This is a genomic window from Microbacterium enclense (genome assembly GCA_038182865.1).
In the GTDB taxonomy this organism is placed as follows: Bacteria; Actinomycetota; Actinomycetes; order Actinomycetales; family Microbacteriaceae; genus Microbacterium; species Microbacterium enclense_B.
Map to the genome: position 1 here is coordinate 664,685 of CP116226.1, position 21,014 is coordinate 685,698.

The window sequence follows — 21,014 nt, forward strand, 5'->3', positions numbered from 1 at the left end:
GGGTGCCGCCCCCGTGAGGACGGCACCCGGTCGGGTCAGCGGCGCTCGGGGCGGCGACGCAACAGCAGCACTCCGGCGCCCACCACGAGGATTCCGAGACCGGAGAACAGGATGCCGAGGACCTCGGGCGTACCCGTGCTCGCGAGCGAGCTCGGAGACGAGCCCGTGCCCGGGGCACCGGCATCCGGAGTCGATCCGCCGTCGAGGCCGGGGGTCGGCCCGGCGGTCGGCTCGGTGCTCGGGCCGGGGGTCGGCTCGGCGCTCGGGCCGGGGGTCGGCTCGCCCGGGGTGCCCCCGCCGTCGCCCGGGTCGACCGCGGCGAGGAGCCGGACGGCGCGGAACTGCGCGGAGTCCTTCTCGGCGGCGATCCCGCCGCCCCAGGCGAGGTATCCGTCGCGGCCTTCGCCGTCGGCCTCGTTCACGATGATCGCGCTCGACAGCAGAGCCGCGTCGCGGTCGACGCCCGCGAGGGCGCTCCACGGCACCGAGATCTCGTAGACGGTGTGGCGCGTCGACTCGTCGCGCGAGACCGCGACCGTGGTGCCCGGCACGGTGCCGGCTCCCTGCCCCACCGAGAGCCAGCGGTACAGCTGCGGCCCCTCCGAGGTGAGCGCGACGCCGAACTCGTGCCAGACCTCGGCCGCTCCCGGTGCTCCGCCGGCGACGGTGAACTGCACCGAGTCGCCCTGCCAGATGTTGGCTCCCGTCGCGGGCTGATCGTGCACGTCGTCGACGACGTCGGCGGAGAGATAGAGCGCGTCGTCGTCCCACGTGAGCCACGCACGCGCCGACTGATCCTCGGCGGTCGGCGGTGTCGTCGTGCCCTCGGATGCGAACACGGTCGAGGGAAGGTCTGCCAGGTCGTCGAGCGTCCCGTCCACCGCGATGCGTCGGTTCGCTGCGGCGTATGCGTCGGTGACCGACAGCGGGGCCACCGCGCCCTCGGTTCGCACCGTCGCCCCGTCCACGATCGCATCGGCCGAGAACGTCTGACGAGCGGTGAGGTCGCCGAGAGGGACGTCGACGCTCACGGCGTCCGACGCGGGCAGGGTCGAGGGGACGTCGACGGGGGCCGTGGCCCCGGCCAGCGTGTACGACAGCCCCGACAGAGGGAGGTCGCGGGTCGAGGCGTTCGTCAGCCGCAGCCGCAATACGTCGTCGCCCTCGGCCGAGATCGCCTGGGTCCCCGTGAGCGTGACCGGTTCGCTGATCTCGGTGGCGGCGCGCAGCACGCCGGCGGCGCGGTCGCCGTCGAACAGACGCGCCACGCTCTCGTAGGCTCCGGTCTGCTGCGGCGCGGGGGCGGTGATCGCGGCCGTGACCGTCTCCGTGCCGGCCGTCGTCTGGGTGAAGGCGCGCCCATCGGGCAGGGTCAGGCGCCACTGCGCGGCCGCCGCGTCCGAGCGACCGGACACGCTCCACTGGCCCGTGACGTCGGCGCCGACGACTCCCGCGTCGAGTCGGAGGTCGGTCCCGGAGGAGCTGACCGCGGTGACGGGTCCGCGCACGTAGAGGGGATCGTCGTCGACCGAGACGAACACGTCGCCACCCGCGGCATCCAGGGTGTCGGACCGGCCGTACGCGTCGGTCACCTCGAGGGCCGCATCGGCGCTCAGCCGGAGCGTCTGCGGCGAGTCCGACCAGAGCACGCGCAGCGGCCCTTCCGCGGTGTCGAAGACGAACTGTCGGACGCCCGCGACCGTGTCGTCGCGCCCCGCGGGAGTGGCTCCCGCCAGGTGCGCGGCGGCGACCGAGTACGCCGCGAACGACGGCTTGGGCGTGTAGGCCCCGCGGGAGTCGTCGGCGGCGCGCAGCAGACCGAAGTTCTGCTCGGTCTCGGCGGGATCGGTCCCGTCGGAGACGAGGTCGTAGACGTAGTAGCGGGCGGCGTCGTGCGCGGCGGCGATGACGGCGGACCGGGCGATGTTCGACGCCTGCTCCCGCTCCGACACCGCACGGGCGTTGGTACCGGTGGGCCACCCGTGCTCGGTGATCCACAGGGGCTTGCTCACGCCGCCGTTGTACTCGCGTACCAACGCGTCGATGCGGGTGAGCGTCTCATCGAGAGCGTCCGCCGACACCGGGTAGCTGTACGGGTGCAACACGAGACCGTCGATGTCGTCCAAGGCGCCGAGGCGGAACGTCTGCTCGAGCCAGTCGGTGTTGAGGTTCGCCACCGCGGGGCCGATGACCGGGAGGTCGGGGGCGACGGCCTTGACAGCGGGGGCCGCGGCGGCCAGGAGGTTCACGTAGTCCTCGGGCGAGGTGTTCGTATTGCCCCCGAGGCCCAGGTCCCACTCGTTCCAGACCTCGATACCCGACGCCTGGTCGCCGAACTCGGTCGCCATCGCCGCGGCGTAGGCGGAGTAGGCCGACACCGCCTCGTCGCTGACCGGCCCGTTGCCCTCGTCGTACAGCGGATTGCCGTAGCCGGCGAGGAGCAGGGGACGCACGCCCGCATCGCGGGCCGCGTCGAGGAATTCTGCGCGGGGCCGCTCCCAGTCGTAGACGCCCTTCTGGGTCTCGACCTCGCTCCAGTAGACCTCGTCGCGCAGTTGCGCGAACCCGCCCGTCGCCAGCGTGGGCATCGAGTCGGTGCTCCAGGACTGTCCGTAGTGCGTGGCGGCGCCGAAGCGACCGGTGGCCGAGTCGGCGGCATCCCGATCCGCGAGCACGGCGAAGCTCGTCTCGGCTCGCGCGGCACCGTCGTCGACCGAGACGACGAGGCGATACCACCCGAGCGCCGTGGTCGGCAGATCCAGGATGCCGTCGGCGGCTTCGCTCCCGTCCGCCACGACGGCCCCGGTCTGGTCCGACACCTGCCACGACAGCTGTGCCGCGTCGGTGGCGTAGGCGATCCGCGGCGTCTCGCCGGCGGAGAAGAGATTGCCGGTGGTCACCGGGGTGAGCGTGACGGTGGACGTGGCCGCGGTGGACGTGGCCGCGGTGGACGTGGCCGCGGTGGACGTGGCCGCGGTGGCCGCGGTCACCGGGGCGATGAGCGCCGTGCTCAGCAGCACGGCCGGAACCGTGGCCGCGACGCATACGCGCCGGGACCACGAGCTGAGGGGGAAGGACACGAATTTCTCCTCGTCGAGCGGATTCGGATTCGGGCAAGCGCTTGCCCCGAGTAGTTTGAGAGACGCTCGCCGATCTGTCAACACGGGAATCACCGAGAAACAAAGTCGGCGAATCTGTCTTTGACGGCCGGGCCGAGAAGTGCTAGACATCTCAGGGCAAGCGATTTCCCTCTTGCTTCCGCTCTTCGCCAAGGAGTTTCAATGACGAAACGTGTCCGTTCCGTCGTCGCCGTGATCGCACTCGGCGGCCTGTCAGCCGCAGCCCTCGCGGGCTGCAGTTCCCCCTCCACGGGAACCGCCGACGGCAAGGTCTCGATCCAGATCGGCGACCGGCCCAGTGCCGACCGCCCCGAGGACCGCGCCTATTTCGACAAGCGCGTCGAGGCCTTCGAACAGGCCAACCCCGACATCGACCTCGAGCCGGTCGAGACCGGCTACGACGCCTCGACCTTCCAGGCCCTCGCCGCCGGCGGCAGCCTGCCGACCGTCATGAGCGTGCCGCTCACCGAGCCGGCCGGCCTCATCAAGCGCGGTCAGGCGGCAGACCTCACCGACGCCCTCCAGGCCGAGGGCCTGCTCGACAGCCTCAACCCCACGGTGCTCAAGCTCGCCGAGAACAGCGACGGACGCGCGTTCGCCATCCCGACCAACGCGTACTCGTTCGGCCTCGTCTACAACCGCGCCCTGTTCACGCAAGCGGGGCTCGACCCCGACTCCCCGCCCACCACGTGGGACCAGGTGCGCGCCGCGGCGAAGAAGATCCACGATGCGACGGGCGCTGCGGGCTTCTCCGTGCTCACCACCGCCAACACCGGCGGGTGGCAGTTCTCCGGCATGACCTATTCGTTCGGCGGAACCGTCGAGAACGAAGACGGCTCGAAGGCCACCTTCGACGACAAGCCCTCCACCCAGGCGCTGCAGCTGCTCAGCGACATGCGGTGGAAAGACGGCACGATGCCCGAGAACACGCTCTACGACATCCCGACCCAGGGTCAGGACTTCGCCGCCGGCAAGATCGGCATGATCATCGGCGCGAGCGATTCGTACTACAACATCGTCCAGAACCTGAAGCTGCCGGCCGAGAACTTCGGTATCGGCGGGATGCCGCAGCTCAAGGGCGCCGAGGGCACCCTCGGCGGCGGCACGGTGCAGATCGTCGACCCGAAGGCGAGCGCGGAGCAGAAGACGGCCGCGGTGAAGTGGGTGAAGTTCTTCTACCTGCAGCGCTTCCTCGATGAGACCACCGCCGTCGAGGATGCGAAGGCGTCGAACGAGGCCGGATCCGTGACGGGCCTGCCCGGTCTCGCCGTCGTCAACAGCGACCAGTACGCCTCGTACTTCGACTGGATCGCGCAGTACATCAACGTCCCGAGCGCCAACTTCACCCCGTACCTCGAGGCCTCGGCATCCATCCCCGTCGTCGCCGAGCCGGTGAACAACGCGCAAGAGGTCTACGGCGCGCTCGACACCGTCGTCCAGAGCGTGCTGACCGATCAGAACGCCGACATCCCGTCCCTGCTCAGCACCGCTCAGACCGACGTGCAGTCGCGCCTGGGTCGCTGACCACCCCTCGGGGCGGGCCGCCCGACGGCCCGCCCCTCCCTCCCCCGGAGACAGCCATGACCGATCTCGACGAGCGACCGCGCACCGCCGCGCGCACCGCCGCCGCCTCCCCCTCGCGCATCCCGCGCCGCCGGCGTTCCTGGCGTCCCGGGCTGACGGCCCTGCTCATCGCCGCCCCCGCGATCCTCGTCTACGCCTACTTCTCGTGGGGACCGATCCTCAGCTCGCTCGTGATGAGCGTGCAGCGCGTGGTGCTCACCGGGCAGAGCGACTTCGTCGGGTGGGACAACTTCGCGTACGTCCTGAGCGATCCCGGGCTCCCCCAGGCCACCGCGAACACCGTCCTCTACACGGTGCTCGCGATCGTCTTCGGCTTCCCGGTGCCGCTCGCCCTCGCGGTGTTCATCTCCGAGATGCGCTCACGCGCCTGGTACTTCAGCGCCCTGGCCTACCTCCCCGTGATGGTGCCGCCGGTGGTCGCCATCCTGCTGTGGAAGTTCTTCTACGCCCCCGACGCCGACGGCCTGTTCAACACCGTGCTCGGCTGGGTCGGCATCGGACCCCTGCCGTGGCTGAACTCCCCGGCGAGCGCGATGCCCTCGATCGTCCTCGAAACGACGTGGGCGGGCGCGGGCACCGCCGTCATCATCTACATCGCGGCCCTCACCAGCATCCCCGGCGAGCTGTACGAGGCCGCCGAACTCGACGGCGCGGGCATCTGGCGCCGCGTCTGGCACGTCGCGCTCCCGCAGATGCGCGGCATCATCGGCACGATGCTGCTCCTGCAGATCATCGGCACGATGCAGGTCTTCACCGAGCCGTTCCTCTTCACCGGCGGCGGACCGCAGGGCGCGACCAAGACGTTGCTCATGACCATCTACGACTACGCCTTCACGCGGGTCGACTACGGCGCCGCGACCGCCCTGAGCGTGCTGCTCGCCCTCGTCCTCGGCCTGTTCTCGCTCGCCTACTTCCGCCTCACGCGCAGTTGGAGCCGCTCATGAGCCTGCTGACCCTCGGCCGCCGTCGCCCCGTCGAGGCCCCCGAGCCCCTCTCGCGCACGAACATCTCCGACGCCGACCGTTCCCGCCCCTCGGTGCGCGTCAGTCTGACCGTCGGTCACGTCCTCGTGCTCGCGGCGCTGATCATCGCCGGTCTCGGGCCGATCCTCTGGCTCGCCCTCGCCGCGGTCTCGCCGACACAAGACCTCATCCGCGGACCGTTCTCGTTCTTCTCCAGCGGCGTGGTGCAGTGGGAGAACCTCGGCATCGCGTGGGAACGCGGTCGAATCGGCCACTACCTCACGAACACCGCGATCCTCGCGGCCGGCTCGGTCGTGACCACCCTGCTCGTCTCGACGACCGCGGCCTTCGTCATCACGGTGCTGCGCCCGCGCTGGGGCAAGCTGCTCTCCGGCGCGATCCTCGCCACCCTCTTCATCCCCGGCATCGTCTCGCTCGTACCGCTGTACCTCACGGTGCGCGAGCTCCCGATCCTCGGCTTCTCGCTCATCGACACGTGGTGGGCCGTGTGGCTGCCCGCCGGCGCCACGGCGTTCAACGTGCTGATCATCTCGCGCTTCCTCGAGGCGATCCCCGCCGACCTGTACGAGGCGGCCCGCATCGACGGCGCCGGCCCCCTCCGCATCCTCTGGAGCATCGTCCTCCCGCTGGCGCGACCGATCCTCGGCGTCGTCGGTCTGCTGACCGTGGTCGCCTCCTGGAAGGACTACCTCTGGCCCCTGCTCGTCCTTCCGACCCCCGACAACCAGCCGGTGTCGGTCGCGCTGCCCCGGCTCGCCGAGCAGACGGAACTGAGCGTGCAGATGGCGGCGTTGTTCCTGTCGCTCATCATCCCGGTCGCGCTGTTCCTCATCTTCCAGCGCCAGTTCCTGCGCGGCGCGAGCATGGCGGGCGGGGTGAAGGGATGAGCCGCATCCTCGTCACCGGCGCCGACGGTGAGATCGGTCGCGCGGTCAGCGACAGCCTCGTCGCCGCCGGGCACGCGGTCACCGCCCTGTCGCTGTCGTTCTCGTCGGAGCACCCCGCCGACCGCCTCATCGAGGGCGACGCGGCCTCCCCGGACGTGGTGGCCCACGCGATGGACGATGTCGACGCCGTCGCCCACTTCGCCGCGATCCCGCACCCGAGCCTCGGCACCCCGATCGACGTGTTCCGCGTGAACACCGCCGCCACGTTCACCGTGCTCACCATCGCCGGGGAGCGCGGTGTCCGCCGCGCGGTCATCGCGAGCAGCATCAACGCCATCGGCTACCCCAACAACCCGCACGGTGCGTTCCCGCCCGCGTTCCCTCTCGATGTGCACACCCCGCCCGACATCGCCGACGCCTACTCGCTCTCGAAGCTCGTCGACGAGCGGACCGCGGCGTACGCCCACCGCCGGTACGGGCTCGACGTGGTGGCCTTGCGCTTCCCCCTGGTGAAGTGGCCCGACGTGCTTCGCGACGCGGCGCACGACGTCGAGGGCGACCCCGCGCGACTGGCGCGCGAGGGCTGGGCGTACCTCACGATGCACGACGCCACCCGGGCGGTGCAGCGTGCGATCGATGCCGACGTCACCGGGGCGCCCGTCGTGCCCCTGAGCGCCGCTGACACGCTGCTCCCCCTCCCCTCGGCCGAACTCGTGGCGCGATATGCGCCCGGCACGGTGCTCTCCCGCCCGATCTCGGGTCGCGACGCGCTCGTCGACACGAGCGTCGCCCGCGACCTGCTCGGGTTCGAGCCGAGCGAATCCATCCACGACGGCACCGCCACCGAACGCGCGTCCCTGCTCAGGAGCGAACGATGACCCTCTCCCCGACCGACCCCGCTTTCGCGCAACCCTGGCTGCCGCGTGAAGACGTGCGCATCACCGATGTCCGCGCGATCGTCACCGCCCCCGAAGGCATCCCCCTGGTCGTCGTGCGCGTCGACACCGACCAGGCGGGACTGTACGGCTACGGCTGCGCGACCTTCACCCAGCGCTGGCAGGCCGTCGTCGCGTTCCTCGAGCACGTGCGCCCGCTCGTCGTGGGCCGCTACCCCGGCGACATCGACGACCTCACGCGGCTGGTCCGCTTCACCGGGTACTGGCGCGAAGGACCGGTGGGCAACAACGCCCTCTCGGGTCTGGACATGGCGCTGTGGGACATCGCGGGCAAAAGGGCCGGGATGCCGGTCTACGAGATGTTCGGCGGACGGGTCCGCGCCGCGGCGGACACGTATCTGCACGCCGAAGGCGCCGACGCCGAGGCGACGACCTCCCACGCACGCGAACTCATCGCCGCCGGCCAGCGTCACGTCCGCATCCAGGTCGGGCAGCAGGGCACCGGGCACTACGGAGCCCCTCCGCTGCCGGGCGAGTTCTCCTGGGCGAAGCACCCCGCCGGGTGGCGCGTCGAGGACTACCTCGTCGCGACGCCTCGGCTGTTCGCCCACGTCCGCGAGGAGCTCGGCGACGGCGTCGAACTGCTGCACGACGTGCACTCGCGACTGAGTCCGAGCCAGGCCATCACCCTCACGCGGAGCCTCGAGCCGTACCGGCCGTTCTTCGTCGAAGACGTGCTCGCCCCCGAACACTGGCACCGACTGGGCGAGGTGCGCCGAGCCTCCCCCGTGCCGATCGCCGTGGGCGAGCTCGCCACGTCGTTCACCGACGCCGCCCGTCTCGTGCGCGAACACCAGGTCGACTACCTGCGGGCACACCTCTCCGACGTCGGTGGGGTGAGCGCGGCGCGCCGCCTCGCGGTCCTGGCCGACATCGAGGGCGTGCGCACCGCGTGGCACTCTCCCGGCGACGCCTCCCCGTTCGCGGTGGCGGCCGCGGTCGCGGTCGATGTCACCTCGCCGGCGTTCGGCATCCAGGAGGGCCACGTCTACAACGAGGCGACGCACGAGGTCTTCCCCGGGATGATCGACATCGTCGACGGGTGGCTCACCCCCAACGACGCACCCGGGTGGGGCATCGAGGTCGACGAGCGGGCCGCCGCCCGCTTCCCGGCGGGCCTGTCGGGCCACGACGCGTGGGCGGCGAAGGTGCGCGCCCCCGATGGAGCCCTGATCGCCCCGTGACCACCCCCGCCCCTCTCGAGGAGAGAACACGTATGTCCTGGACCCTGGCCCCGTCGCGACGCTGGTTGCTGCGCGGCGGAGAACCGACCTTCCTGCTCGCCGACACCGTGTGGGCCGCGTTCGGCGGAGCCAGCCCCGACGAATGGCTCGATCACCTCGAGCGTCGGCGTCGCCAGGGCTTCAACGCCCTGCTGTTCAGCGTCCTGCCCATCGAACACGACCGCTCCAGCGGCACGCGATCGCCGTACGCGATCCGCGACGGCCGCATCGACTTCGCCGCGGGCGACCCCGCCTACTGGGACGACGCCGAACGGGTTCTGACGACGGCGCGGGCGCACGGTTTCACCCCGATGCTCGTGCTGCTGTGGAACAACTTCGTGCCCGGCACATGGGGCGCGGGACTCACCCCGGATCACGTGATGGATGCCGAGCAGACGGCGTCGTACGTCGCGGACGTCGTCGCCCGTTTCGCCCGGTTCGACCCGATCTGGATCGTCTCCGGCGACGACGACCTCAACGACGACACCGCGCTCGAGCGCTACAGCGCCGTCGCCGCGCAGGTTCGGGAGCTGGCGCCGGGGCAACTCATCACCTGGCACGACACCCCGACCGCGCGCATGCCCGCCGCGATCGCAGACGGTGGACTGCTCGACTTCCACGGCCTGCAATCCGGACACAACGACGCCTGGGACACCCTCCCCGCCGAGCTCACCCGGTACTACCGCGCGATGGACGTCGCCCGTCCCGTCATCAACCTCGAGCCCTGCTACGAGGGGCTCGGTCGCTTCGCCGGTCGTGAGCGGCATTCCGCCGCCGACGTGCGCCGGGCGAGTTGGACCGGCGTCGTCGCGGGAGCCGCCGCCGGACTCGGGTACGGCGCGCACGGCGTGTGGTCGTGGCATCGCCGTGGTGAGGGCTTCGCCGCGGGCGACGTGCACGGCCACCCCTTCCCGTTCTCGGTCGCCGCGGCCTTCCCGGGCGCCGACGACGTGTCGTTCCTGCGCCGTGTCGTCGAGAGCGAGCGACTGTGGGGTCTCGACGGGGATGCCGAACTCCTCGCCGCCGAGCCCTCGGGCGCGGTCGCGGGACGAACCCCCGAGGGCGTCGTCGCCGTGTACGCACCGTCCGCCTTCGCGTTGACGCTGCGTGGTCGCGCCACCGCCGAGCTCGACGTGCGCGTGTACGACCTCGCCGCACGCCGACCGGATGCCGCCCGCTGGACCGAGGTCGACGGCGGCGTCCGGCTGGAGCAGCCGGAGTTCCCCGGCGACGCCCTCTACGTCGTTCGGGGCCTCGCGCCGGACGCGGGCTCTCCGGACGCGGACTGATGGCGCACGTCCTCACGTTCGGGGAAGCCCTCGCGACGTTCTCCGTCGACGCGGGGAGGCCGTCCGCCATCGCCGTCGCGGGAGCCGAGCTGAACACCGCCGTCGGGGTATCCCGCCTCGGGCACCGGGCGACGTGGATGTCGCGCCTCGGCGACGACGCGTTCGCCCGGCTCGTGCGCGAGACGCTGGCGGCCGAAGGCATCGACCAGGCCGCCGTGCGCGCGGTGCCCGGGGGCAAGACGGGGCTGATCGTGAAGGAACGGCTCAGCGACGACGTCGTGCGCAGTGAGCACTATCGCGCGGGTTCCGCGGCGGCGGGACTGACGGCGTCGGATGTCGACGGCGTCGACCTCGACGATGTCGACTGGCTCCACGCCTCGTGCATCACGCCATCGCTCGGCGAGGGACCACGGGAGATGTTCGAGCGTGCCATCCGCGATGCCGCGGGGCGTGGCATCCCGGTCTCGCTCGACACCAACCACCGGACCCAGCTGATCGACGACGCCGGGCTCCGCGACACCGTCGACGACGTCATCGACCACGTCGACACACTGCTGTGCAACGAAGACGAGGCGCGCGTGCTCACGGGTCTCGATGACGCCGCGGCCGCGGCCGCCGCCCTGCTTTCGCGCGGGCCGCGCACCGTCGTCGTGAAGCTCGGGCGACACGGAGCCCTCGCGGCGGACGCCGAGGGGCTGCGCCGCACCGACGCCGTCGAGATCCCTCCGCCCCACCATCCCGTGGGTGCCGGCGACGCCTTCGCCGCAGGATGGATCACGGCGGTCCTCGAGGGCTCGCCGATCGACGGGGCGCTGCGTCGCGGCGCATGGTGCGCCGCGCAGGTCGTCGCCGACCCGGGCGACCACACCGGCTTCCCGACGCGCGAACGGCTCGATGAGGTGACGGGATGAGCGACACGCGCGTCGTCATCGACAGCGGCATCCTTCGCGCCGAGATCGACGCCGAGGGTGCGCGCATCGCCTCGCTGACGCACGTGCCCACCGGGACCGAAATCCTGGCGACGACGCCGTGGGGCGACGAGCCGCGCGACGGGTTCGCCCTGCCCGACTCCAGTGCGCAGTGGCACCGGCGGTACCCCGGTGGATGGCACGTCCTCCTCCCCCGCGCCGGCGACCCCCCGACCGACGTCGCTCCCCGCCAGCCCTTCCACGGCGAGGCGGCATGGCGCACCTGGACCCTCGAACACGACAAGACGTCCTGTCGGGCGCGGGTCCTCCTGCGCACGGTGCCGCTCGAGATCGAGCGCTCCGTCACCCTCGTCGACGGCGAGCTCCACCTCGACACCGTCGTGCGCAACACCTCCGCCGGCGCCGTGCGCATCGGATGGGCCGAGCACCCCGCCTTCGCGGGCGCCTTGTTCGACGACCCGGGCACGGTGCGCACCGGCGAGCGCGACATCACCGTGGCCCCTGCCCCGTCGGCCGGATTCGACGACATCGCGGGCGATGCCGGCTCCCTGCGCATCACGAGCCGCGACCTCCGCGTCGACCTCGCGTGGGATCCGCACCTGTTCCCGCGCCTGTTCGTCTGGCGCGAGCGGCGAGGATCCGTCGGCTTCCCCTGGTGGGCAGCGGTGGATGCCGTCGGCCTCGAGCCCTCGTCCGATCCGTACGCGCACCCCGGAGACGCCCTCGGTTCGATCGAGGTCGCGCCCCGCGAGACCGTGCGTTCACGCCTGCTCCTCGGGGTCCGCGGCGTCGACGCCCCGACCCCCTAAACTCGATCCGCAATGGCGAAAGACGCGATCTCCCTCCGCGACGTGGCGGCGCTGGCTGGAGTGTCCGTCCCCACGGCATCGAAAGTGCTGCGCGGGCAGGGCAAGGTCTCGGATGCCACGCGCGAGCGCATCCTCTCGGTCGCCAAGCGCCTCGACTACCAGCCGAACGCCCTGGGCCAGTTCCTCGCGCAGGGGCGCAGCGCCACGATCGGCGTCCTCACCGTCAACGCCCCGGGTGCGTTCACGATGCCGGTATTGACCGGCGCGACCACCGCCTTCGGCGCGCGTGATCTCTCGGTGCTGGTGTCCGACGCCCACCTCGACCGGGCGCTCTTCGCGGCGACCGCGCGCAAGCTGCGCGCCCGCAACATCGACGGTCTCCTCGTCATCGGCGACGGGTCGAGCTCCGACATCCACTCCATCAGCGCGGGCTTCGCCGTTCCCGTGGTCTACGCCTACGGGCACTCCGACGACGCGGAAGACGCGTCGTTCCTCCACGACGGCTACGGCGCGGGCCGTCTCGCGGGAGAGCACCTCGTGTCGATCGGATGCCGCCGCATCGCGCACGTGATCGCCTCCGAAGAAGACCGCTCGGCGCGAGATCGGTCCGCCGGCCTCGCCGACGCCCTCTCCGAGGCCGGTCTCGCACTCGACCCCGCGCTCGTGTTCCGCGGCGATTGGTCGCAGGCCTGGGGCCGCGAGGCCGCGCAGCGCCTCATCGCCTCCGGTCGCGAGTTCGACGCCGTCTGCTGCGGCAACGACACCATGGCCACGGCCGTCGCCGGGGTCCTGGCCGAGGCCGGCATCCGCGTGCCCGTCGATGTCGCGATCACCGGCATGGACGACCTCGCCGGCTTGACCGGTCAAGACGACAACAGCCTCACCACGATCGACCTGCGCCTGAGCGCCCTCGGCGACCGCGCGGCGAACTACCTCGCCGACGTCATCGCGGGCGAGGAGTACGCGCCCGGCCGCCACGTCGAACCCGCGCGGCTCGTGCAGGGTCTGTCGACGGCCCGCTGACGAGGTCGCCCCCGAGCACGCGTCCTGCCGTGAGCACGAGCGGGTACGGTGGAAGGCGGCGAAGCCGCCCGTGAGGCCATCGCCACAGGAACATGACCTCGCCTCCCCCTCCCTCCGCCCCGCCACTGTCCGGGCCCGTCCTCGTCGTCGGTGACGGTCGCATGGGCCGGGCGCTCGTCGCCGCGCTCGAGGCCGCTGACGTACCGGTCATCGGTCCCGCGGGCCGGGGCGAGTCGGGCACGGATGCCGGAGTCGTCCTCCTCGCGGTACCGGACGCCGCGATCGCCGACGCCGCGCGCGCGATCGCCCCCGGCCGCATCGTGGGCCACCTGTCGGGCGCGCTCGACCTGACGGTCCTGCGGCCGCACGAGGCGTTCAGCATCCACCCCCTGATGACGGTCACTGGCGCGGGAGCATCGTTCGCGGGGGTCACCGCCGCGCTCGCCGGGACGACCCCTGCCGCTTTCGCGGTCGCGTCGACCCTCGCCGAGGTGCTGGGGATGACGGGCGTCGAGGTCCACGACGAAGACCGTGCGGCGTATCACGCGGCCGCCTCCGTCGCGGCGAACTTCCTCGTGACGCTCGAGGGAATGGCCGAGCATCTCGCGGCGACAGCGGGGATCGAGCGAGAAGCGCTCGTCCCCCTCGTCCGCGCCGCCATCGACAATTGGGCCGAACGCGGAGCGGCCGCCGCTCTCACCGGCCCGGTCTCCCGCGGCGACACGGCCACGATCGCGCGCCAGCGCGACGCCGTCGCCGAGCGCCTGCCCGATCGCCTGGCGCTCTTCGACGCACTCGTCGACGCGACGCGCGATCTCGCCGCCACCCAACGAGCCGGAATCGAGGCCGTCCCGTGACCATCCGTATCGTGCGCACCGTCGAGGAGTTGCGCGCGGCACTCGCCCCGCGCCGAGCAAAGAGCGTCGGCTTCGTCCCGACGATGGGCGCCCTCCACGAGGGGCACCTCTCGCTGCTTCGCGCCGCGCGGTCTGAGAACGCCACGGTCGTGCTGTCGATCTTCGTGAACCCGACCCAGTTCGGCGAGGCTGCGGACCTCGACGCGTACCCGCGCACGGAGCACGCCGATGTCACCCTGGCTGACCAGGCCGGCACCGACCTCGTCTTCGCGCCCTCCCCCGCCGAGATGTATCCGGCGGGCTTCGCGACGACGGTCTCCGTCGGCGGAGCGATCACGGACACGCTCGAGGGCGCGGTCCGCGGCCGCTCCCACTTCGACGGTGTCGCCACGGTCGTCGCCAAACTGCTCCTCGCCGTACAGCCCGACCGCGCGTACTTCGGCGCCAAAGACGCGCAGCAGGTCGTCGTCGTGCGCCGCATGGTGGGCGACCTCGGCATCCCCGTCGAGATCGTCACCCGCCCGACCTCGCGCGACGACGACGGTCTCGCGCGCTCTAGTCGCAACACGCGCCTCTCGCCCGAGGAGAGGGCTGTCGCAGCCGTCATCCCACGGTCGCTTCGAGCGGCTCAGGATGCCTTCGCCTCCGGCATCCGCGATCCCCACCGCCTCGCGGACGTCGTGCGCGACGAGCTCGTGGCGGCGGAGCTGGATCCCGAGTACGTCGCGATCGTCGACGCCCACAGCCTCGAACCGATCGCAAAGGTCGTGCGCCCGGCGCTGCTCGCCCTCGCCGTGCGGGTGGGAGCGGTCCGGCTGATCGACAACGTGGTTCTCGGCGTCGATGACCTCATCCCGTTGACGAGGAGCCTCCCATGACGCGCCCCAAAGTGACCCTCCGCCGACTCCGGGAGCTCGCGGAAGCCGCGACGCCGATCGTGATGGTGACGGCCTACGACTTCGCCTCGGGCCGGGTGGCTGAGCGCGCCGGGGTCGACATCGTGCTGGTCGGAGACTCGGGGGCGCAGGTGGTGCTCGGCCACCCCGACACGACCTCCGTGACGCTCGATGAGATGCTCATGCTCTCGAAGGCGGCACGCCGGGCGGTACAGACTCCGCTGCTGCTGTGCGACGTGCCGTTCGGGTCGACCGAGTTGAGCGACGAGCAGGCGGTCGCGACGTCGATTCGCTTCGTTCACGAGGCCGGCGCCGACGCGGTCAAGATCGAAGGCGCGAACCCGGCGCGACTCTCTCGCGTGCGGGCCATCGTGGAAGCGGGTATCCCGGTCGTCGGGCACGTCGGGCTCACGCCGCAGACCGCGACAGCGCTCGGCGGCCTGCGCGCCCAGGGGCGCACGACCGACGACGCTGTCCGTGTCGCGCGCGACGCTCTCGCTGTGCAGGATGCCGGCGCGTTCGCGCTCGTGATCGAGGCCGTTCCCGCAGACGTGGTCGACGAGATCCGCCGGGCCCTCCGCATCCCCGTGATCGGCATCGGAGCCGGCGCCGCCGACGGACAGGTGCTCGTGCAACACGATCTGCTCGGAATCACCGAGGGCCGGGCCCCGGTCTTCGTGAAGCGCTACGCGGCGCTCGGCGACGCGATGGTCGAGGGCGTCGAGGCGTACGCCCGGGAGGTGCGCGAGAGACTCTTCCCCTCGGCGGAGCACACGTACCGGGCGGCTCCGGATGCCGCGGCAGCGGTGCGAGAGTTCATCGACGGGCTCTGAGCGCCCGCGGCTCGCCTCGGGTGTCGAACCGTCGCTGACCGCGAACGGTCTCAGTGCGGCGACCCTGCCCGCATGACGAAGGCCCCGATCCGCAGGGATACACCTGCAGCCGAAGCGAGCAGCACACCGGCGCCAGCCCCGGGAGGGCGTCGCGACGGGCCGCCGCCGCGAGGAGCGCGAGCGTCAACTCCGGACGGTGGAGCGCCTGGGGGTCTCGTGCCGGCCGGATCGCGATCTCGATCGCCCTGAGTGCACTCGCCGTTGCCCTGACAGCGCTCCTGATCGCCAGTCTGATCGACCTCGGACAGCCGCAGATCTGGGGCACCTTCACGCAAACGGGCTGTGAAAAGCGCCCCCGCGGCGGCTGCCGCCCCTACGGGACGTGGGTCAGTGACGACGATCTGATCGTCAAGGAGCACGTCTATCTGAACGGGGGAACAGACGGTTTCGGCCGTGCACGGGCAGCGTTCCGACCGAACGCGCTTCTCGGCAGCGACGTCGTCGACGTCGCCGCGGTGACCGGTGCTATGCCGCTGCTCATCGGGGTCGCGCTCGCCGGGTGCCTGGTCTCGCTCCAGCGCGCGGCGGCATCATGGGAATACCTGCGACTCAAGCACGGTCCGCGAATGCGGAGACGACACCCGCGACGGCAGGGCGCCCTCGGCATCCGCGGATCGTTCCGGCGTCAGTATCGGAGCTCGCTCATGCGCGAGTCGAGCGACGACAGGTGACGTCAGCCGCGGAACCCGCTGCACCATGACGCAGATCAGCCCCGCTCGAAAGCGGGGCTGATCGGGAAAGAATGGCGGTGACGGTGGGATTTGAACCCACGGTAGGGGTGAACCTACACAACATTTCGAGTGTTGCACCTTCGGCCGCTCGGACACGTCACCGCCGACCAGCTTACGACAGATGACCGGATGCCGCTAATCCGGGCCCCGCACCGTCGTGACGCGGGCGAAACTCCTGAGGAATCGCGCCCGACAGCGCTTTGACACCCCACCGGAGTCCATCCGCACCAAAACTCAGGAGTTTGGCCCGCCCCCAGGCCCCGGCCGCCGGCCGCTCCCGACCCCCGGGCCCGCCGAGTCCCGCCTCATCCCGCCCCGAACCCCGCCCCCGCGGCATCCGTTCATCCACCGTCGAACGACCGCTCTGGCACCGGTCCCACACCGCTGCCAGGATCGAGGCATGAGCGTGATCGAGAACTCCAAGCTGACGGTCGTGGGCGCGGGAAGCGTGGGGGCGAGTGTCGCGTACGCCGCTCTCATCCGGGGGTCGGCGCGGCACGTCGCCCTCTACGACATCGCCGAGGCCAAGGTCGAGGCCGAGGTGCTCGACCTCGCGCACGGCACCCAGTTCACCGGGTCGAGCGACATCGTCGGCGGCAGCGATGTCGCGGTCGCCGAGGGCTCGCACGTCGTCGTGATCACCGCCGGGGCGAAGCAGAACCCGGGCCAGACCCGCACGGAGCTGGCCGCGACGAACGCGCGCATCATCCGCGACATGATGCCCAAGCTGCTCGAGGTCGCACCGAACGCCGTCTACGTCATCGTCACCAACCCCTGCGATGTCCTCACCGTTCTCGCGCAGGAGGCGACCGGACTGCCGACGCGCCGGATCTTCGCCTCCGGCACCGTCCTCGACACCTCTCGCCTGCGCTGGAAGCTCGCTCAGCGCGCCGGCGTCGCCACCTCGAGCGTGCACGCGTGGATCGTCGGCGAGCACGGCGACACCGAGTTCCCGTTGTGGTCCACCGCGACGATCGGCTCGGTCCCGATCACCGAGTTCGAGCTCCCCGACGGCGGGCGTTTCACGAAGGACGAACTGGATGCCATCGCCGTCGACGTCCGCGATGCGGCCTACAAGGTGATCCAGGGCAAGGGCGCCACCAACTACGCGATCGGGTTGTCCAGCGCCCGGATCGTCGAGGCGATCCTGCGCGATGAGCGCGCGATCCTGCCGGTGAGCACGGTGCTCGAGGACTTCCACGGCATCAGCGGCATGGCCCTCTCGGTCCCTTCGATCGTGAGCGCGAAGGGCGCTGTCCCCCTGGCCGGCACGCCGTTCTCCGACGACGAGCTGACGCTCCTGCGACGCTCGGCCGACGCGCTGACGACGGTCGCGGATTCCCTGCGCGGCTGAGCCCCGTCCGCAGCGGATGAGCCCGGGATGCCACCGGCCCGAGGCCCCGGGCCGATAGCATCCCGGTCATGAGCGACATCGAAGAACGCTTCGCCGAGGCGGTGACCACGATCGGCGGGGTGCTCAAGCCCCACGGATTCCGCAAGAAGAGATACGTGTGGACCCGCGTCGGCGACGGCGTCGTGCACGAGGTCGACGTCCAGCGCAGCCACGGGAACACCGCGGGCAGCGTGCGCTTCTACGTCAACGCCTCGGCCTACGTCGCAGCCTTCGACCGCGCGATCGGGCGCACGGTTCCCGACGATCAGACCCGCGCGAACGCGCAGTATTCGGCGCGTTTCGAGGAGATCAGCGACTGGCCGAGCGACCGCGTCGACGTGGAACGGGATGCCGACGACCTGAGCGCGGCTCTCCCCGCGGCCATCGAGCAGGTCGTGGCGCACCTCGACACGATCACCGACGAGGAGTCGCTGGCGCGCACCCTCATCGACGGCGGGTACGTCCTCGACGACGATCTCTTCGCCTGGTTCTGCGCGACCGGGCGCGCTTCGGAGGCCGCTGCCCAGTTCACGGCCGCGCGGGAGCGATTCGGAGACGAGGACCGCTGGCCCCGCCTCGTCGCGTTGTTCGACGACACCGCGCAGAAGTACGGCGTCGCTCTCCCCTGACCCCGGATTCCGGATGCCACACCCCCGCGCCTCCGATGTCGGAGGCCCCGCGTAGCCTGGGCGCATGGCATCCCGACGTCCCGCTGCAGCCCCCGCTCCGTATCGCTGCACCGAATGCGGGTGGACGACGCTGAAGTGGGTCGGCCGTTGCGGAGAATGCCAGTCGTGGGGCACCGTCGTCGAGGCGGCGGAGCAGACGGGAATCGTCCGCTCGATCGTGCCGGTGGCACCGGGGGCCGCCCGAGCGGCCCGGCGCATCACCGAGATCGACACGCAAGACGCCCCGCGCCGCACGAGCGGCGTGGGCGAGTTCGACCGCGTGCTCGGCGGGGGAATCGTCCCGGGGGCCGCTCTCCTCCTGAGCGGCGAACCGGGCGTCGGCAAGTCGACGCTGCTCCTCGAGGTCGCGGCCAAGAGCGCGCACGCCGGTCGCCGCGTGCTCTACGCGAGCGGCGAAGAATCCGCCGCGCAGGTGCGCTTGCGCGCGGAGCGCACGGGCGCGCTTCACGACGAGCTGTTCCTCGCCTCCGAGACCGACTTGGCGACCATCCTCGGCCACGTCGACCAGGTCGAGCCGGGGCTGCTCATCGTCGACTCGGTGCAGACGATCTCCTCCGCCCACAGCGACGGGGCGGCGGGTCAGCCCGCGCAGGTGCGAGAGGTGGCATCCGCCCTCATCCGCGTTGCGAAAGAACGCGGGCTGCCGATCATCCTCGTCGGTCACGTGACGAAAGACGGCTCGATCGCCGGCCCCCGCATCCTCGAGCACCTCGTCGACGTCGTCTGCCACTTCGAGGGCGACCGGCAGACGTCGCTGCGCTTCGTGCGCGCGCTCAAGAACCGCTTCGGGCCGACCGACGAGGTCGGCTGCTTCGACATGACCGGCACCGGCATCGCCGAGGTCGCCGACCCGAGTGCCCTGTTCCTCGGACACGGCGAGCCCGAACCGGGCACCTGCGTGACGATCGCGATGGAGGGTCGGCGCGCGCTGCCGGTCGAGATCCAGGCTCTTGCCGTGCGGCAGACCGCACCAAATCCGCGTCGAATCGTCAACGGCGTCGATTCGTCGCGCGTCGCCATGGTGCTCGCGGTCCTCGAGAGCCGCATGGGGCTGACGCTGTCCGATCGCGACGTGTACGTCTCGACCGTCGGCGGCGTCCGCCTCGTCGAGCCCGCCGCCGACCTGGCGATCGCGATCGCGGTCGCCAACGCCGTGAAGAACCGCAAGGTGTCGAAGCGGCTGGCGGCGATCGGCGAATTGACGTTGACCGGAGAGATCCGCAACGTCACCCAGGCCGCGCAGCGGGCGTCCGAGGCCAAGCGCCTCGGGTATCACACGGTCCTCGACGCCTCATCGCGCAAACTCGCCCAGGCCCTGAACGAGCTGCAGGTGCGAGGCATGCCGCGCGACGACAGCGAACCGGGATTCTGAGAACGCCCGAACAGCCGGCTTGACCGCTGGTTCGGCCGGGCCGAGACGACCGCCGGGATCAGCGACGACGGGGCCGAGACTCCGACGAGACCTCCGCCCTGAGGGGACGACGGGCGGGCGGGGCCGCGATTTTCGAGGGAGCGTCAGGGTGTCGTGGCGCGTCCGGTGTTCAGCGGCCGGGAGGAGCTGACCGCCGGCGACGGTGCGGCGACGTCATGCCGAGCACCACGGGGATGACGAGTCCGGCGGCGCACACGGCCGCGGTGATCACGTACTCCATGCCCCCGAGTCTCGCATTCTCGCCTCACCCGCGCGACTTCGGTGATTCACCCGCGAGCTATCGCCGCGTCCCGCCCTCCGGAGCCGCGACCACGCGCGGGACAGCGTGCACCCCAAGCCGGACCCACCCCCTCGCCGAATCACCGGGCCGCGTCCCGCGCTCCGGAGTCCCGCGAAGCGTCCCGCAGAACGCCCCCCAGCGCGACCGTGTTCTGCCCGACACCTCCGGAGAGCGGCACCTCCGGAGCGCGGCACACGCAGGGGCGTCTCCTCCCCGCCGCTGCGCGCCCCACCCGCCCCACCTCGCCATCGCCGCGCCGGCGCCGCCATCGCCGCGCCGGCGCGGAATGCCGCTCGCGGACCCGTCGCCCCGTTGAGTGTCCACAACACCCGGACGATTTCTCGCGCGTTCCGGGTGTTCTGGACACCGAACCGGCAAACCTTCCGGGCCGGCGCTCAGGCGTCGAGCGCCGCGATGAGGTCGGCCGGACTGGCTTGAATCGGATGAGGCCCCGCGATGTCGATGAACACCGCCGTCAGTTCTTCCTCATGCATCCCCAGGAACGTCCGCAACCACTGCGGGGACTGCAGCGCGACGTGCGGCGGGAGGGTCTCCGGCTTGTGCGCCGCGTCGCTGAAGAGCAGCAGCGCGAGCTGGCCCGTGTTCGGGTCGCGGTAGGTCCAGACCTCGCCCATGTCGAGCGGGTTGTCGGCGTCGCCGGCGCGCATGAGCGGAACGACGGTGGGTCCGTGGCGCAGGGCGAACGCGATCGCTGCCATGTCCTGCGTCTGCAGCGCGTCGGTCAGGGCGGTGTTCTTGAACTCCACGGCGACCTTCTTCCCCTTGCGTTTCTTGCCCGCGGCCATCCTCCGAGCCTATCCGCGGCCCCGCACCGACGCCCACCGGAGGAGAACTGCCCAGCGGAGGACCCGAACCCACGCGTGCGTCCTCCCTTCGCTGCTTCTCCTCCCCTCGCAGCCGCAGCCACACCCAAACCGCAACCCAAGCCCAAGCCCCAGCCCCAGCCCAAGTCCCAGCCCCAGCTCCAGCCCCAGCCCCAGCCCCAGCCCCAGCCCCAGCCCCAGCCCAAGCCCAAGCCCA

Annotated in this window: 18 protein-coding genes and 1 tRNA gene; 16 read left to right on the plus strand and 3 right to left on the minus strand. The window is 71.4% G+C overall.

The features are described 5' to 3' along the window. Positions 1–35 precede the first annotated feature (35 nt). Positions 36–3,080 (minus strand): sugar-binding protein, encoded by a 3,045-nt coding sequence (locus PIR02_03105; protein WZH37660.1) that lies wholly within the window; start codon positions 3,078–3,080, stop codon positions 36–38. 201 nt (positions 3,081–3,281) lie between these two features. Here PIR02_03105 and PIR02_03110 point away from each other — a divergent pair, with 201 nt between their 5' ends. From PIR02_03110 to PIR02_03170, 13 genes are all read left to right on the plus strand, one after another. Continuing rightward, positions 3,282–4,643: an extracellular solute-binding protein gene (locus PIR02_03110; protein ID WZH37661.1), complete on the plus strand. Its 1,362-nt coding sequence runs from the start codon at positions 3,282–3,284 to the stop codon at positions 4,641–4,643. A gap of 56 nt (positions 4,644–4,699) precedes the next feature. After that, positions 4,700–5,647 carry a sugar ABC transporter permease gene (locus PIR02_03115; GenBank protein ID WZH37662.1) on the plus strand — a complete coding sequence of 316 codons (948 nt, stop codon included), beginning with the start codon at positions 4,700–4,702 and terminating at the stop codon, positions 5,645–5,647. After that, the gene (locus PIR02_03120; GenBank protein WZH37663.1) at positions 5,644–6,573 is read left to right on the plus strand and encodes a carbohydrate ABC transporter permease; all 930 of its coding nucleotides are present in this window, start codon (positions 5,644–5,646) and stop codon (positions 6,571–6,573) included. The genes PIR02_03115 and PIR02_03120 overlap by 4 nt, the downstream gene beginning before the upstream one ends. Continuing rightward, complete coding sequence (locus PIR02_03125; protein ID WZH37664.1) at positions 6,570–7,451, plus strand: NAD(P)-dependent oxidoreductase; 882 nt, start codon at positions 6,570–6,572, stop codon at positions 7,449–7,451. The genes PIR02_03120 and PIR02_03125 overlap by 4 nt, the downstream gene beginning before the upstream one ends. Continuing rightward, positions 7,448–8,713 carry an enolase C-terminal domain-like protein gene (locus tag PIR02_03130; protein WZH37665.1) on the plus strand — a complete coding sequence of 422 codons (1,266 nt, stop codon included), beginning with the start codon at positions 7,448–7,450 and terminating at the stop codon, positions 8,711–8,713. Before PIR02_03125 ends, PIR02_03130 begins: the two co-directional genes overlap by 4 nt. 32 nt (positions 8,714–8,745) lie before the next feature. Next, positions 8,746–10,041: a DUF4038 domain-containing protein gene (locus tag PIR02_03135; GenBank protein ID WZH37666.1), complete on the plus strand. Its 1,296-nt coding sequence runs from the start codon at positions 8,746–8,748 to the stop codon at positions 10,039–10,041. Next, positions 10,041–10,952, plus strand: a complete 912-nt coding sequence (locus PIR02_03140; protein WZH37667.1) for a sugar kinase — start codon at positions 10,041–10,043, stop codon at positions 10,950–10,952. Before PIR02_03135 ends, PIR02_03140 begins: the two co-directional genes overlap by 1 nt. Next, positions 10,949–11,779 carry a hypothetical protein gene (locus tag PIR02_03145; protein WZH37668.1) on the plus strand — a complete coding sequence of 277 codons (831 nt, stop codon included), beginning with the start codon at positions 10,949–10,951 and terminating at the stop codon, positions 11,777–11,779. Before PIR02_03140 ends, PIR02_03145 begins: the two co-directional genes overlap by 4 nt. A gap of 12 nt (positions 11,780–11,791) precedes the next feature. Next, positions 11,792–12,802: a LacI family DNA-binding transcriptional regulator gene (locus PIR02_03150; GenBank protein ID WZH37669.1), complete on the plus strand. Its 1,011-nt coding sequence runs from the start codon at positions 11,792–11,794 to the stop codon at positions 12,800–12,802. Positions 12,803–12,894: 92 nt separating this feature from the next. Beyond that, complete coding sequence (locus PIR02_03155) at positions 12,895–13,659, plus strand: DUF2520 domain-containing protein (protein WZH37670.1); 765 nt, start codon at positions 12,895–12,897, stop codon at positions 13,657–13,659. A 2-nt stretch (positions 13,660–13,661) separates the two neighbouring features. Beyond that, a complete protein-coding gene (panC, locus tag PIR02_03160) occupies positions 13,662–14,537 on the plus strand; it encodes a pantoate--beta-alanine ligase (GenBank protein WZH39073.1) in 876 nt (291 codons plus the stop codon). Further along, positions 14,534–15,388: a 3-methyl-2-oxobutanoate hydroxymethyltransferase gene (gene panB, locus PIR02_03165; GenBank protein WZH37671.1), complete on the plus strand. Its 855-nt coding sequence runs from the start codon at positions 14,534–14,536 to the stop codon at positions 15,386–15,388. The genes panC and panB overlap by 4 nt, the downstream gene beginning before the upstream one ends. A gap of 53 nt (positions 15,389–15,441) precedes the next feature. Next, on the plus strand, positions 15,442–16,119 hold the full coding sequence (locus PIR02_03170) for a hypothetical protein (protein ID WZH37672.1): 678 nt from the start codon (positions 15,442–15,444) through the stop codon (positions 16,117–16,119). 72 nt (positions 16,120–16,191) lie between these two features. Here PIR02_03170 and PIR02_03175 read toward each other — a convergent pair. Further along, positions 16,192–16,281 (minus strand) — tRNA-Ser (locus tag PIR02_03175). Positions 16,282–16,579: 298 nt separating this feature from the next. Between PIR02_03175 and PIR02_03180 the strand changes: the two genes are divergently transcribed. The 3 genes from PIR02_03180 to radA all read left to right on the plus strand — a co-directional run bounded on the left by PIR02_03180 (position 16,580) and on the right by radA (position 19,633). Further along, positions 16,580–17,533, plus strand: coding sequence for an L-lactate dehydrogenase (locus tag PIR02_03180; GenBank protein WZH37673.1), 954 nt, complete (start codon positions 16,580–16,582; stop codon positions 17,531–17,533). A gap of 68 nt (positions 17,534–17,601) precedes the next feature. Continuing rightward, positions 17,602–18,201: a DUF4304 domain-containing protein gene (locus PIR02_03185; GenBank protein WZH37674.1), complete on the plus strand. Its 600-nt coding sequence runs from the start codon at positions 17,602–17,604 to the stop codon at positions 18,199–18,201. A 64-nt stretch (positions 18,202–18,265) separates the two neighbouring features. After that, entirely contained in the window at positions 18,266–19,633 is a 1,368-nt protein-coding gene (gene radA, locus PIR02_03190) for a DNA repair protein RadA (GenBank protein WZH37675.1), read from the plus strand. A 735-nt stretch (positions 19,634–20,368) separates the two neighbouring features. Here the strand turns inward: radA and PIR02_03195 are convergent. Then, complete coding sequence (locus PIR02_03195; protein ID WZH37676.1) at positions 20,369–20,779, minus strand: dehydrogenase; 411 nt, start codon at positions 20,777–20,779, stop codon at positions 20,369–20,371. Between the last annotated feature and the right edge of the window lie 235 nt (positions 20,780–21,014).